Genomic DNA, 13177 nt, shown 5'->3' on the forward strand with positions numbered 1-13177 from the left:
GCGTCACCGGGCAACCCCGCCGATCGGCTATAATTCCGCTTTTTTACGAAGCCGGAACAGCGAACGATCATGGAAGCGGAACGTCTCAACGCGATCGAAAGCTCCCTGCTCGACCTGCGCAATCGCGCGGGCGAGCTTCGGGGGTATCTTTGACTACGACGCCAAAGCTGCGCGTCTGACCGAAGTCAACAAGGAACTCGAAGACCCGAACGTCTGGAACGATTCGAAGAACGCCCAGGCGCTCGGCCGCGAGAAGAAGCTGCTCGAAGGCGTCGTCACGACGCTCACCGCGCTCGATAGCGACCTGCGCGACGCGCTCGACCTGTTCGAGCTGGCGCGCGAGGAAGGCGACGAGGACACGCTTCTCGCGTCGGAAGAAGACGCCGCGAAGCTCGAAGCGCGCGTCGGCGACATCGAGTTCCGCCGGATGTTCTCGAACCCGGCCGATCCGAACAACTGCTTCATCGATATCCAGGCCGGCGCCGGCGGCACCGAGGCATGCGACTGGGCGTCGATGCTGCTGCGCCAGTACCTGCGCTACTGCGAGCGCAAGGGCTTCAAGGCCGAAGTGCTCGAAGAGTCCGACGGCGACGTCGCCGGCATCAAGAACGCGACGGTCAAGGTCACGGGCGAATACGCGTACGGCTTCCTGCGCACCGAAACGGGCATCCACCGCCTCGTGCGCAAGTCGCCGTTCGACTCGTCGGGCGGTCGCCACACGTCGTTCTCGTCGGTGTTCGTCTATCCGGAAATCGACGACTCGATCGAAGTCGAGATCAACCCGGCCGACCTGCGCATCGACACGTACCGCGCGTCGGGCGCGGGTGGCCAGCACATCAACAAGACCGACTCCGCGGTGCGGATCACGCACATGCCGACCGGCATCGTCGTGCAGTGCCAGAACGACCGCTCGCAGCACCGCAACCGCGCCGAAGCGATGGCGATGCTGAAATCGCGCCTGTACGAAGTCGAAATGCGCAAGCGCCAGGCCGAGCAGGACAAGCTCGAATCGAGCAAGACCGATGTGGGCTGGGGCCACCAGATCCGCTCGTACGTGCTCGACCAGAGCCGCGTGAAGGACCTGCGCACGAACGTCGAAATGAGCAACACGCGGGCGGTGCTCGACGGCGATCTCGACGACTTCATCAGCGCGAGCCTCAAACAGGGCGTGTAAGCGCCGCGGCGCGGCCGGCCCGCGCCGCCCTTTCCGTTTGCGTTGCCGCACCCCACTCCGAATTCCGACCATCATGACCGAACCGACCCAAACGCAGCCCGCCGTCACGGCGGACGAAAACCAGATCATCGCCGAGCGCCGCGAGAAGCTGCGCGCGTTGCGCGAGCAAGGCGTCGCCTACCCGAACGACTTCCGCCCCGAGCACCACGCAGCCGACCTGCAGGCGAAATTCGCCGATTCGGACAAGGCCGCGCTCGAAGCGAACCCGGTCGAGGTGTCGGTCGCCGGCCGCATGATGCTCAAGCGCGTGATGGGCAAGGCGAGCTTCGCGACGGTGCAGGACGGCTCGGGCCAGATCCAGTTCTTCGTGACGCCGAACGACGTCGGCGCCGAGACCTACGACGCGTTCAAGAAGTGGGACCTCGGCGACATCGTCGCCGCGCGCGGCGTGCTGTTCCGCACCAACAAGGGCGAGCTGTCGGTCCAGTGCAAGGAGCTGCGCCTGCTGTCGAAGGCGCTGCGGCCGCTGCCGGACAAGTTCCACGGCCTGTCCGACCAGGAAATGCGCTATCGCCAGCGCTACGTCGACCTGATCGTCACGCCGGAAACGCGCGACACGTTCCGCGCCCGCACGAAGACGATCGCGTCGATCCGCAAGTTCATGGACAACGCCGACTTCATGGAAGTCGAGACGCCCATGCTGCACCCGATCCCGGGCGGCGCGGCCGCGAAGCCATTCGTCACGCATCACAATGCGCTCGACATGCAGATGTTCCTGCGTATCGCGCCGGAGCTGTACCTGAAGCGCCTGATCGTCGGCGGTTTCGAGCGAGTGTTCGAGATCAACCGCAATTTCCGGAATGAAGGCGTGTCGCCGCGTCACAACCCGGAATTCACGATGATGGAGTTCTACGCCGCGTACACCGACTACCGCTGGCTGATGGACTTCACCGAGCAACTGATCCGCCAGGCGGCGATCGATGCGCTCGGCACCGCGACGATCCAGTACCAGGGCCGCGAGCTCGACCTCGCGAAGCCGTTCCATCGCCTGACGATCACGCAGGCGATCCAGAAGTACGCACCGGACTACACCGACGGCCAGCTGTCGGACGACGCGTTCCTGCGCACCGAGCTGAAGCGCTTCGGCGTCGACGTGTCGCAGCCGGCGTTCCTGAACGCCGGCATCGGCGCGCTGCAGCTCGCGCTGTTCGAGGAAACGGCCGAAGCGCAGCTGTGGGAACCGACGTTCATCATCGACTACCCGGTCGAGGTGTCGCCGCTCGCACGCGCATCGGATACGGTGCCGGGCATCACCGAGCGTTTCGAGCTGTTCATGACCGGCCGCGAGATCGCGAACGGCTTCTCGGAGCTGAACGATCCGGAAGACCAGGCCGCGCGCTTCAAGAAGCAGGTCGAGCAGAAGGATGCGGGCGACGAGGAAGCGATGTTCTTCGACGCCGACTACATCCGCGCGCTCGAATACGGGATGCCCCCGACCGGCGGCTGCGGGATCGGCATCGACCGTCTCGTGATGCTGCTGACCGACAGCCCGACGATCCGCGACGTGCTGCTGTTCCCGCATCTGCGCCGCGAAGACTGACGGCCGCGACCGCGTGTGCGCCGCGCCCCGTGGCGCGCACGCGTCGGCTTTGTAACGACGCGTAAATCCCGCCAGCCGGCGTCTGCCGGCCCTCGATCCTTCCCCGTTTTATTCCCTCGTCGCGACGCGCTTCTCCGGGTTTTCCCGGAAACGGCCGCCAATGCCCCGCTGCAATTCGTTACACCTTGATACGGCGCGCCGTCTGGCGGTGGACGACACTCCTTTTGCGTCACCACGCATGACCACGGGACCAGAACGAGGCGCAGGAACGCCAAGTCTGCTCGCTCCCGAGCGTGGGATCCTGCTCCGGCGCAGCGCGCCGATCCGGATCGACCTTGGAGAAGAAAATGGACAACCAGACTCAGACCACGCCGCAAAAGCAACGCCTCCACCCGCTCATCGCCACCGCGGCGGGCGCCGTCATCGTCGCCAGCCTCGCGGCGACGGCAGCGATCACGGGCGTCTTCCCGAAAGCCACCAGCAGCAACGAACAGAACGGCCAGACCCAGGCCGCGCTGATCGCGTCGCAGCCGGCCGTCGATACGGCCGCGGCCGCCAGCGCCGCGCTGGCCGCGCAAGCGCAGCGGCAGGCCGCGGAACAGGCCGCCGCGCAGCAGAAGGCCGCCGTCGCGCAGGCCGAGCCGAAGCCCGCGCCGCGCCCGGCTGCGCCGCACCGCCGTCACACGACCGCCCCGCAACCGCCGCAATACGCGCAGCAGCCGTCGGCGCCTGCGCAAACCTACTGCCAGAGTTGCGGCACGGTCGTGTCGATCACGCAGATGCGCACGCCGGGCCAGAGCTCGGGGATCGGCGCCGTGGGCGGCGCGGCGGCCGGCGGCCTGCTCGGCAACCAGTTCGGCCACGGCAACGGCCGCACCGCGATGACGATCATCGGCGCGCTGGGCGGTGGCCTCGCCGGCAACCAGGTCGAGAAGCAGGTTCGCGCGGAAACCGACTATCAGGTGCAAGTGCAGATGGAAAGCGGCGCGACCCGCACGTTCACGTACCGCAACCCGCCGCCGTTCGGCCAGGGTCAGCGCGTGCGGATCGAGAACGGCACGCTGGTCGGCGCATGAAGCGGATCATGTAGTCGCCGGCGCCCCTGCCCGCCTGTCGTGTGCGGGCTCGCCGAAAACGCAAACGGCTCGTGAGCAAACGCTCACGAGCCGTTTTTCATGGGCGCGGCGTAACCGTTGCCGCGCACGCGCTGGCCGGTCGGTCAGTCCTCGTCGTCGAAATCCGATTCGTCGATCCAGTGTGCCTGGATCGCCTCGAGGATCTTCTCGCCCGAGTGCGTCGGATCGTCGTCGAAGCCGTCGAGCTCGAGCACCCACTGGCGCAGGTCGACGAAGTTGATCCGCTGCGGGTCGATGTCGGGGTGCTTGTCCGCCAGCGCAATGGCTATTTCACGCGAATCGGTCCATTTCATCGCCTGCCTCCGGTTTCGGTCAGTGGTTTTCCTTCGCGTGGTTGATCGAGTACTTCGGGATCTCGACCACCAGGTCCGAATCTTCCTTCACGATCGCCTGGCACGACAGGCGCGACGTCGGCTCGAGGCCCCACGCCTTGTCCAGCAGATCGTCCTCGTCCTCCTCGGACGGCGTCAGATCGTTGAAGCCCTCGCGGATCACCACGTGGCACGTCGTGCATGCGCACGACTTCTCGCATGCATGCTCGATCTCGATCCCGTGATCGAGCAGGTTGTCGCAGATACTCTTGCCGGGCGTCGCGTCGATCACTGCGCCATCCGGGCACAGTTCGACGTGAGGCAGCACCACCAGTTGAGGCATGTCCGTTCCGTCAGTCAGGGTGCGGCGCGACGCGCCGCACGGTTCATCATCGCGCAGGCCGTTGCCGGCCGATGCGCGGTTCGTGGATTCAGATCTCGTCGAGCCGGCGGCCCGACAGCGCGCGCTTGATGCTCTTGTCCATCCGGCGCGCCGCGAATTCGTCGGTGCCGTCGGCCAGCGCCTTGGTCGCCGCTTCGATCGCATTCGTATCGTCGCCCTGCGCGACCGCGCGCAAGGCATCGGCCAGCGCGTCGACCTGCGCGCGCTCGTCGGCATCGAGCAGTTCGCCGTCGGCCGCCAGCGCGGCCTGCGTCGCCTCGAGCATCCGCTGGGCTTCGACCTGCGCTTCGCGCAGCGCGCGGGCGCGCATGTCGATTTCAGCGGTCTTGAAGCTGTCTTCCAGCATCTTCGCGATGTCGTCATCGGCGAGGCCGTACGACGGCTTCACGACGACCGATGCCTCGACGCCCGACTGCTGCTCGCGTGCAAATACCGACAACAGGCCGTCCGCGTCGACCTGATAGGTCACGCGAATGCGCGCGGCGCCCGCCGTCATCGGCGGAATGCCGCGCAGCTCGAAGCGCGCGAGCGACCGGCAGTCGGCCACGAGCTCGCGCTCGCCCTGCACGACGTGGATCGCCATCGCGGTCTGGCCGTCCTTGAAGGTCGTGAATTCCTGCGCACGCGCGATCGGAATCGTCGAATTGCGCGGAATGATCTTCTCGACGAGGCCGCCCATCGTCTCGACCCCGAGCGACAGCGGAATCACGTCGAGCAGCAACCAGTCGTCGCCGGTGCCGCGATTGCCCGCGAGCAGATCGGCCTGGATCGCCGCGCCGAGCGCGACGACCTGGTCCGGATCGAGGTTCACGAGCGGCGACTGGCCGAAATACTTCGCGACCGCGTCGCGGATCACCGGCATGCGCGTCGCGCCGCCGACGAGCACGACGCCCTTGATGTCGGCCGGCGTGACCTGCGCATCGCGCAGCGCCTTGCGGGTCGGCGTGAGCGTGCGCTGCACGAGCGGCTCGACGAGCGATGCGAACGTGTCGTGCGAAATCGTCTGCGCCAGGTGCGCGCCACTCGACAGCGTTACGTCGAGCGCCGCTTCGGGCGCCGACGACAGCGCTTCCTTCAGCACGCGCACGCGATCGAGCAGCAGGCGCACGTCTTCGGGCGCGAGCGTCTTCGCGTCGATACCGGCCTGCGCGAGCACATGGTCGAACAGCACGTGGTCGAAATCGTCGCCGCCGAGCGCGGAATCGCCGCCCGCGGCCAGCACCTCGAACACGCCCTTCGTCAGCTTCAGGATCGACAGGTCGAACGTGCCGCCGCCGAGATCGTACACCGCGTAAAGACCTTCGGCCGCGTTGTCGAGACCGTAGGCGATCGCCGCGGCAGTCGGTTCGTTCAGCAGGCGCAGCACGTTGAGGCCCGCGAGACGCGCGGCATCCTTGGTCGCCTGGCGCTGCGCATCGTCGAAATACGCGGGCACCGTGATCACCGCACCGACCAGCTCGTCGCCGAGCGTGTCTTCCGCGCGATAACGCAGCGTCGCGAGAATCTCGGCCGACACCTCCACCGGGCTCTTCACACCGTCGATCGTGCGGATCTGCACCATGCCCGGCGCATCGACGAATTCGTACGGCGCGTTCGCCGCGCCTTCGACCTCGGCCTTGCCGCGGCCCATGAAGCGCTTGACCGACACGATCGTGTTGCGCGGATCGGTCGCGGCTTGCTCCTTCGCTTCGTGGCCGATGCGGCGGCCGCCCTTCTCGAGATAACGGACCACGGACGGCAGCAGCACGCGGCCCGCTTCGTCCGGCAGTACTTCAGGCACGCTGTTGCGCACGGCGGCGACGAGCGAGTTCGTCGTGCCGAGATCGATCCCGACGGCGAGTCGCCGCTGGTGCGGCGCCGGCGCCATGCCCGGTTCGGAAATTTGCAGTAAAGCCATCTTGGTTCGTTCGGGCGCTCGGCCCGTTTGCTGCGCGTGCCGCAAGGCACGCGGTTAAGTTTCGAGGCGCTCGATCTGCGCGCCCACTTCCGACGCGACCCGTTCGATGAACATCAGCTGACGCACGGCTTCCGCGGCGGCCTGGTCGGCGCCGCTGTCGAGCAGCGTGCCGAGGCGCTCGACGCGCATGCGCTTCTCGTCGCGCAACTCGGCGAGCAACGCATCGAGCGCGTCGACGTTGCGGGCGGCCGCGGCATCCTCGATGCCCTCGCGCCACTCCATCTGCTGCATCAGGAACGCAGGCTCCATCGCCGTGTTGTTTTCCGCGCCGATGTCGACGCCGCGCAGCGACAGCAGATAGGACGCGCGCTTCAGCGGATCGCGCAGCGTGCGGTACGCCTCGTTCGCGCGGGTGGCCCATTGCATCGCGATACGCTTTTGCGCGTCGCCGGCCGCCGCGAAGCGGTCCGGATGCACCTGCGTCTGCACCGTCCGGTAGGCGGCGTCGAGCGCCGTCTCGTCGAGCGCGAATTGCGCCGGCAGGTGAAACAGGTCGAAATGGCTGTCTTTCAGCGAAACCATCGTCGCGTTCAATTCCGGTTCGTCGCGCGGCAAACGCCGCACATTAAAAAGGCGGCCCGTGCCGCCTCTTGCCCGCATCGCGCGGAGCGCGCCGCGTCACACGCGGAACGATTCCCCGCACCCGCACTCGTCCTTCACGTTCGGGTTGTTGAACTTGAACCCTTCGTTCAGGCCTTCGCGGGCGAAGTCGAGCTCGGTGCCGTCGATATAGGCGAGGCTCTTCGGGTCAACGATGACCTTCACGCCATGGCTCTCGAACACCTGATCCTCGGGCGCCAGCTCGTCGACATACTCGAGCTTGTACGCGAGTCCCGAGCACCCGGTCGTGCGAACGCCAAGCCGCAGGCCCATACCCTTACCGCGACGGACGAGGTATTTCTGCACGTGCTGTGCTGCTTTTTCGGTCAGTGTAATTGCCATGATGTCCTTGCCGCGGCGCCCCACCCGGAGGCACCGCGTTTCCTTCCCTAGCCGCTCGGTGCCGCTCAGGCTGCTGCCTGATCGCCTTCCTTGGTGTCGTGGCGCTTCTTGTAGTCGGCCACGGCTGCCTTGATCGCGTCTTCCGCGAGGATCGAGCAGTGAATCTTCACCGGCGGCAGCGCGAGTTCCTCGGCGATCTGCGTGTTCTTGATCGACAGTGCCTCGTCGAGCGTCTTGCCCTTCACCCATTCGGTGACGAGCGAGCTCGATGCGATCGCCGAACCGCAACCGTAAGTCTTGAACTTCGCGTCTTCGATCACGCCGTCCGCGCCGACGCGGATCTGCAGCTTCATCACGTCGCCGCAAGCCGGCGCGCCGACCATGCCCGTGCCGACCGTGTCGTCGTCCTTCGCGAACGAACCGACGTTGCGCGGGTTTTCGTAGTGATCCAGAACCTTGTTGCTGTAAGACATGACTCAGACTCCTTGACTCGTTACGTCTGCGTGCGTCAATCCGCCCGCGGTTGCATTCAATGCGGTATCAGTGTGCGGCCCATTCGATCGTCGACAGATCGATGCCTTCCTGGTGCATTTCCCAGAGCGGCGACAGTTCGCGCAGCTTCGCGATCTTGCTGTTCAGCAGATCGATCACGAAGTCGACTTCCTGCTCCGTCGTGAAGCGGCCGACCGTGAAGCGGATCGAGCTGTGCGCGAGTTCGTCGTTGCGGCCGAGCGCCCGCAGCACGTACGACGGCTCCAGCGACGCCGACGTGCACGCGGAGCCCGACGACACCGCGACGTCCTTGATCGCCATGATCAGCGACTCGCCTTCGACGAAGTTGAAGCTGATGTTCAGGTTGTGCGGGACACGGTGATCCATGTCGCCGTTCACGTAGGTTTCCTCGATCTGCGACAGGCCGCGCAGCAGCTTGTCGCGCAGCATGCGGATGCGCTCGTTCTCGGTCGCCATTTCCTCGCGGGCGATACGGAACGCTTCGCCCATGCCGACGATCTGGTGCGTCGGCAGCGTGCCCGAACGCATGCCGCGTTCGTGGCCGCCGCCGTGCATCTGCGCCTCGATGCGCACGCGCGGCTTGCGACGCACGTACAGCGCACCGATGCCCTTCGGGCCGTAGGTCTTGTGGGCCGAGAACGACATCAGGTCGACCTTCAGCTTCGCGAGATCGATCGCAACCTTGCCGGTCGACTGCGCGGCATCAACGTGGAACACGATGCCCTTCTCGCGGCAGATCTCGCCGATCGTCTCGATGTCCTGGATCACGCCGATCTCGTTGTTCACGTGCATCACCGACACGAGGATCGTGTCCGGGCGCAGCGCGGCCTTGAACACGTCGAGATCGATCAGGCCGTCATCCTTCACGTCGAGGTAGGTGACTTCGAAACCGTCGCGCTCGAGCTCGCGGCACGTATCGAGCACGGCCTTGTGCTCGGTCTTCACCGTGATGATGTGCTTGCCCTTGCCCTTGTAGAAGTTCGCGGCGCCCTTGATCGCGAGGTTGTCCGACTCGGTGGCGCCGGACGTCCAGATGATCTCGCGCGGATCCGCGTTCACGAGCGCGGCCACTTGCTCGCGTGCTTCCTCGACCGCACGCTCCGCGTCCCAGCCATAGGCGTGGCTGCGCGACGCCGGGTTGCCGAACTGCTCGCGCAGGTACGGCACCATCTTGTCGACCACGCGCGGATCGACCGGCGTCGTCGCGCTGTAATCCATATAGATGGGCAGGTGGAGAGTCTCTTGGGTCATCTGTCGCTCCGGGTATTCTGTGCAGGGACTATGTGCGTTATGGGGTATGGCGGGCGCCTTCGCGCTCACGAACTCGCGATGTTGAACACCGAATTGGGGCCGAGCGGCATCGTGCGCGCGGGCTCGGCCGGTGCGGCGACGGGCTCGGGCGCGCGACGATCGCGCAGCACCGCGGGGGCGCCCTCGCGTGCGCGCTGCTGATCGACGAGATCCTGCAGCGACACCGAATCGAGGTATTCGACCATCTTCTGGTTCAGCGTCGACCACAGCTCGTGCGTCATGCAATGGCCGTCGGGCTGCTTCGAGCCGTCGCACGTGCCTTTGCCGCCGCACTGCGTGGCGTCGAGCGGTTCATCGACCGCGATGATGATGTCGGCAACGGTGACGTCCTGCGCGCGACGCGCGAGGTTGTAGCCGCCGCCCGGGCCGCGCACGGATTCGACGATTTCATGCCTGCGCAGCTTGCCGAACAGCTGTTCGAGATACGAGAGCGAAATCCGCTGGCGCTGGCTGATGCCTGCAAGCGTCACCGGGCCCTGCTCCTGGCGCAGTGCCAAGTCAATCATCGCCGTGACGGCGAAACGGCCTTTGGTGGTGAGTCTCATGGTGTCTAGGGGACTGCAATCTTGACGATTTTGGTCAAGTATAAATATTTGACGTTTTTAGTCAAGTATCCATGTCTTTGAAAGGGTATTCGCAGACCGCTGAATACCGTGCGATCAGCGCGCCGTGCGGGCCCGGAGCGTCTCCAGCAGGCCCGCGCACGCGCGCTCGACCTGGTCGAGCACCTGTTCGAAGCCCTGCGCACCGCCGAAATACGGATCGGCCACTTCGGTTTCGGTCGCGCCCGGCGCGAACTCCATCAGCAGACGCACCTTGTCGCGATGCTGCGGCGGGCAACGGCGGCGCAGTTCGGCGAGATTCGCCTCGTCCATCGCGAGCAGCAGATCGAACCGCTCGAAATCCGCCGCGCTCACCTGCCGCGCGCGCAGCGCCGACAGATCGTAGCCGCGGCTCCGGGCGGCCGCCTGCGCGCGCGTATCGGGCGGCTCGCCCACGTGCCAGTCGCCGGTGCCGGCCGAATCGATCGCGATCCGGTCGGCCAGCGCGGCCGCGTCGACCTGGTGGCGCATCACCCCTTCCGCGGTGGGCGAACGGCAGATGTTGCCGAGACAGACGAAACAGATCGCAACGCGGGTCATCGCACTATCGGAAAGCCGCGGCGGACCGCGTGGGAGAAGAACACGCCATTATACAAAGGCGACCGGAATCGCGCCGCCGCGCCAAGCGACGGCGCCATGCCTTACAGCGCCTTCGGCGCAGCGAGCGCAATCTCGCCGGATGCCGCCGGCAGCGGCGTCGCCGCGTCGCCGACCAGCCCGAACGACACCGCGCGCGCCAGTTCGGCGGACGCCTGGTGAACCGCGAGCGGGCCGCGCGACGGCGCACCGGCCGTCGCATGCAGATAGGCAACCGCTGCCAGCGGGACCACGATTGCCAGCGGCCAGTACATCGATATTGTCTTTTTCATGATGCGGACCTCCTTGACCTCGTACCCCGAAACCCAATTCCGGGGACTACAGACGAGATTCTATAGACCGCATCTATCGAGATAAATATACAAATAGCGAACGCACTGTTGCTGCCCGCTGAACAGTGTCAGCCGAGGTGACTTTGCGACGCCGCGTACAGCTCGCGGAACGTGCGCCCGGTCGGCGTCGGCATGTCGCGCGTGTCCATCCAGCCGCCCATCATCGGCAGGCGCCGCAACGTGCCGCCGTTGCCGCCCAGCCGTTCGAGGATGCGCACGGCGAGCTTGGTCGTCAGCGCATACAGCATCGGCCGCCGGGCGAAGAAACCCCACGCGGCGAGCGCCGCCCGCTCGCGCCACGGCCGCAGATGGCGCTCGACCTGCTTCTCGCGCAGCGTGCGCAGCAGGTGCGACAACGGAATCCCGGCCGGACAGACGCTGTCGCATTCGCCGCACAGCGTCGCGGCCTGCGGCAGGTCGAGCGTGCGGTCGAGCCCGACGTAGCTCGGCGTCAGCACCGAGCCCATCGGCCCCGGATAGACCCAGCCGTACGCATGACCGCCGACCTTCTGGTACACCGGGCAATGGTTCATGCACGCGCCGCAGCGGATGCAGCGCAGCATCTCCTGGAATTCGCCGCCGATCAGGCCGGTGCGGCCGCCGTCGACGAGCACCACGTAGTTGTGCTCGGGGCCGTCCTCGTCGCCCGGCCCGCGCGGCCCGGTCAGCAGCGAGAAGTAGTTCGACGTCTTCTGCCCGGTCGCGGAGCGCGGCAGCAGCCGCATCGCGGTCGCGAGATCCTCGAGCGTCGGCAGCACCTTCTCGATGCCCGTCACCGCGACATGCACGCGCGGCATGACCGTGCACATGCCCTCGTTCCCTTCGTTCGTCACGATCGCGACCGAGCCCGTCTCCGCGATCACGAAATTGCCGCCCGTCACGCCCATGTCGGCCGACATGAAATGCGGGCGCAGCACCTCGCGCGCCTCGCGCGTCATGTCCGGAATCTCGGTGAGCCGCTCGCGCCGGTGCGTGCGCGCGAACAGGTCGGCGATCTCGTCCTTGTCCTTGTGCACGACGGGCGCAATGATGTGGCTCGGCGGCTCGTTGTCGTTGATCTGCAGGATGTATTCGCCGAGGTCCGTCTCGATCGACTGCACGCCCATCTCCGCGAGCACCGCGTTCAGGCGCATTTCCTCGGACACCATCGACTTGGTCTTGATGACCTTCTTCACGTCGTGCCGGCGCGCGATGTCGGCCACGAGCCGCGCGGCGTCCGCGGTCGTCTCGGCGAACAGGACCGTCGTGCCGCGCCGCGTCGCCTCGCGCTCGAATGCCTCGAGCCACACGTCGAGATGCTCGAGCGCGCGGTTGCGGCGCGCCTTGAGCGCGGCGCGCGTGGCCGGGAAGTCGATCAGGGTCATCGCGTCGGCGCGGGCGGACACGAACTTCGTCGACAGCTTCTTCAGGTTCTGCTGCAGGCGCTGGTCGGCCAGCTTCTGGCCGGCGCGCGCCTTGAAATGCATCGATTGGACTTGCATCGCGGTATCGGGGAAAAGTGAGCGGAACCGGGCGTCAGACGTCGCCCGCCAGCACCTGCGCGACGTGCAGCACGCGCGTGTCGCGGTCGCCGGTGCGGCGCAACCGCCCTTCGATGTTCAGCATGCAGCCGAGATCGCCGAGCACGACGGTGCCCGCGCCCGACGCGCGCACGTTCGCGCATTTCTCGTCCGCGATGGCCGCCGAGATGTCGCCGTACTTGACCGCGAACGTGCCGCCGAAGCCGCAACAGTGCTCGCAGTCCTTCATCTCGGTCACCGCGACGCCGCGCTGCGCGAGCAGCGCGCGCGGCTGCGCCTTCACGCCGAGCTCGCGCAGGCCCGAGCATGAATCGTGATAGGTGACCGGCCCGGCGAATTCGCCCGGCGCGAGCGACACCTTCGCGACGTTCGCGAGGAAATCGGTCAGTTCGTGGACTTTCTGCTGGAATCGCGTGTAGCGCCCCATCAGTTCGGGGTCGTCGCGGAACAGGTCGCCGTAGTGCGCGCGGATCATCCCGCCGCACGAACCCGACGGCGCGACGACGTAATCGAACTGCTCGAATTCGCGCAGCGTCTTTTCCGCGAGATCGCGCGCGAGCGCACGGTCGCCCGAGTTGTAGGCCGGCTGGCCGCAGCAGGTCTGCGCGGGCGGCACGATCACCTCGTAGCCGGCGTCGCGAATCAGCTTGAGCGCCGAAAAGCCGATTTCGGGGCGCATCAGGTCGACCAGGCAGGTGACGAACAAACCGACTCGCATACGTGCTCCTTCGAGAAAACGGCTCTCATTATCCGACGTTTGGCCAGCAAGACCAACGCCG

Annotated in this window: 15 protein-coding genes; 3 read left to right on the top strand and 12 right to left on the bottom strand. The window is 66.4% G+C overall.

The features are described from left to right. Window positions 1-69: 69 nt before the first annotated feature. From prfB to KU887_RS11320, 3 genes are all read left to right on the top strand, one after another. Window positions 70-1174 (top strand): peptide chain release factor 2 gene (gene prfB, locus KU887_RS11310; RefSeq protein WP_012492708.1). Its coding sequence is split into 2 segments (ribosomal slippage): window positions 70-150 and window positions 152-1174, totalling 1104 coding nucleotides; the frame shifts between segments, so codons are not numbered across the junction. A gap of 73 nt (window positions 1175-1247) precedes the next feature. Continuing rightward, entirely contained in the window at window positions 1248-2774 is a 1527-nt protein-coding gene (lysS, locus tag KU887_RS11315; protein ID WP_006485977.1) for a lysine--tRNA ligase, read from the top strand. Between the two features lie 347 nt (window positions 2775-3121). Further along, window positions 3122-3850, top strand: coding sequence for a glycine zipper 2TM domain-containing protein (locus tag KU887_RS11320; RefSeq protein ID WP_006498621.1), 729 nt, complete (start codon window positions 3122-3124; stop codon window positions 3848-3850). A 143-nt stretch (window positions 3851-3993) separates the two neighbouring features. Here the strand turns inward: KU887_RS11320 and iscX are convergent, their stop codons facing one another. The 12 genes from iscX to KU887_RS11380 all read right to left on the bottom strand — a co-directional run bounded on the left by iscX (window position 3994) and on the right by KU887_RS11380 (window position 13116). After that, on the bottom strand, window positions 3994-4203 hold the full coding sequence (gene iscX / locus KU887_RS11325; RefSeq protein ID WP_006478393.1) for a Fe-S cluster assembly protein IscX: 210 nt from the start codon (window positions 4201-4203) through the stop codon (window positions 3994-3996). A gap of 19 nt (window positions 4204-4222) precedes the next feature. After that, a complete protein-coding gene (gene fdx, locus KU887_RS11330; RefSeq protein WP_006478392.1) occupies window positions 4223-4564 on the bottom strand; it encodes an ISC system 2Fe-2S type ferredoxin in 342 nt (113 codons plus the stop codon). Between the two features lie 88 nt (window positions 4565-4652). Then, window positions 4653-6521: a Fe-S protein assembly chaperone HscA gene (gene hscA / locus KU887_RS11335; protein ID WP_077056490.1), complete on the bottom strand. Its 1869-nt coding sequence runs from the start codon at window positions 6519-6521 to the stop codon at window positions 4653-4655. A 54-nt stretch (window positions 6522-6575) separates the two neighbouring features. Beyond that, entirely contained in the window at window positions 6576-7103 is a 528-nt protein-coding gene (gene hscB / locus KU887_RS11340; RefSeq protein WP_034201918.1) for a Fe-S protein assembly co-chaperone HscB, read from the bottom strand. A 96-nt stretch (window positions 7104-7199) separates the two neighbouring features. Continuing rightward, window positions 7200-7523 carry an iron-sulfur cluster assembly protein IscA gene (gene iscA, locus KU887_RS11345; RefSeq protein WP_012492710.1) on the bottom strand — a complete coding sequence of 108 codons (324 nt, stop codon included), beginning with the start codon at window positions 7521-7523 and terminating at the stop codon, window positions 7200-7202. Between the two features lie 65 nt (window positions 7524-7588). Next, a complete protein-coding gene (gene iscU, locus KU887_RS11350; protein WP_006481982.1) occupies window positions 7589-7996 on the bottom strand; it encodes a Fe-S cluster assembly scaffold IscU in 408 nt (135 codons plus the stop codon). A 67-nt stretch (window positions 7997-8063) separates the two neighbouring features. Continuing rightward, on the bottom strand, window positions 8064-9287 hold the full coding sequence (locus KU887_RS11355; protein ID WP_006481979.1) for an IscS subfamily cysteine desulfurase: 1224 nt from the start codon (window positions 9285-9287) through the stop codon (window positions 8064-8066). A 65-nt stretch (window positions 9288-9352) separates the two neighbouring features. Continuing rightward, window positions 9353-9892: a Fe-S cluster assembly transcriptional regulator IscR gene (gene iscR, locus KU887_RS11360; RefSeq protein WP_006481969.1), complete on the bottom strand. Its 540-nt coding sequence runs from the start codon at window positions 9890-9892 to the stop codon at window positions 9353-9355. 114 nt (window positions 9893-10006) lie between these two features. Then, window positions 10007-10489 carry a low molecular weight protein-tyrosine-phosphatase gene (locus KU887_RS11365; protein ID WP_006481978.1) on the bottom strand — a complete coding sequence of 161 codons (483 nt, stop codon included), beginning with the start codon at window positions 10487-10489 and terminating at the stop codon, window positions 10007-10009. Window positions 10490-10590: 101 nt separating this feature from the next. Further along, window positions 10591-10818 carry a hypothetical protein gene (locus tag KU887_RS11370; RefSeq protein ID WP_006481968.1) on the bottom strand — a complete coding sequence of 76 codons (228 nt, stop codon included), beginning with the start codon at window positions 10816-10818 and terminating at the stop codon, window positions 10591-10593. 128 nt (window positions 10819-10946) lie between these two features. Then, entirely contained in the window at window positions 10947-12359 is a 1413-nt protein-coding gene (locus KU887_RS11375) for a lactate utilization protein B (protein WP_006481975.1), read from the bottom strand. 34 nt (window positions 12360-12393) lie between these two features. Beyond that, window positions 12394-13116: a (Fe-S)-binding protein gene (locus KU887_RS11380; protein WP_006481974.1), complete on the bottom strand. Its 723-nt coding sequence runs from the start codon at window positions 13114-13116 to the stop codon at window positions 12394-12396. Between the last annotated feature and the right edge of the window lie 61 nt (window positions 13117-13177).

It is taken from the genome of Burkholderia sp. EMB26 (assembly GCF_024730645.1).
GTDB classification, from domain to species: Bacteria; Pseudomonadota; Gammaproteobacteria; order Burkholderiales; family Burkholderiaceae; genus Burkholderia; species Burkholderia cenocepacia.

Excerpts from the sequence above, each read along its gene's own strand:
- lysS (WP_006485977.1), top strand. The coding sequence starts at position 1,248 with ATGACCGAACCGACCCAAACGCAGCCCGCCGTCACGGCGGACGAAAAC.
- KU887_RS11320 (WP_006498621.1), top strand. The coding sequence starts at position 3,122 with ATGGACAACCAGACTCAGACCACGCCGCAAAAGCAACGCCTCCACCCG.
- iscX (WP_006478393.1), bottom strand. The coding sequence starts at position 4,203 with ATGAAATGGACCGATTCGCGTGAAATAGCCATTGCGCTGGCGGACAAG.
- fdx (WP_006478392.1), bottom strand. The coding sequence starts at position 4,564 with ATGCCTCAACTGGTGGTGCTGCCTCACGTCGAACTGTGCCCGGATGGC.
- hscA (WP_077056490.1), bottom strand. The coding sequence starts at position 6,521 with ATGGCTTTACTGCAAATTTCCGAACCGGGCATGGCGCCGGCGCCGCAC.
- hscB (WP_034201918.1), bottom strand. The coding sequence starts at position 7,103 with ATGGTTTCGCTGAAAGACAGCCATTTCGACCTGTTTCACCTGCCGGCG.
- iscA (WP_012492710.1), bottom strand. The coding sequence starts at position 7,523 with ATGGCAATTACACTGACCGAAAAAGCAGCACAGCACGTGCAGAAATAC.
- iscU (WP_006481982.1), bottom strand. The coding sequence starts at position 7,996 with ATGTCTTACAGCAACAAGGTTCTGGATCACTACGAAAACCCGCGCAAC.
- KU887_RS11355 (WP_006481979.1), bottom strand. The coding sequence starts at position 9,287 with ATGACCCAAGAGACTCTCCACCTGCCCATCTATATGGATTACAGCGCG.
- iscR (WP_006481969.1), bottom strand. The coding sequence starts at position 9,892 with ATGAGACTCACCACCAAAGGCCGTTTCGCCGTCACGGCGATGATTGAC.
- KU887_RS11365 (WP_006481978.1), bottom strand. The coding sequence starts at position 10,489 with ATGACCCGCGTTGCGATCTGTTTCGTCTGTCTCGGCAACATCTGCCGT.
- KU887_RS11370 (WP_006481968.1), bottom strand. The coding sequence starts at position 10,818 with ATGAAAAAGACAATATCGATGTACTGGCCGCTGGCAATCGTGGTCCCG.
- KU887_RS11375 (WP_006481975.1), bottom strand. The coding sequence starts at position 12,359 with ATGCAAGTCCAATCGATGCATTTCAAGGCGCGCGCCGGCCAGAAGCTG.
- KU887_RS11380 (WP_006481974.1), bottom strand. The coding sequence starts at position 13,116 with ATGCGAGTCGGTTTGTTCGTCACCTGCCTGGTCGACCTGATGCGCCCC.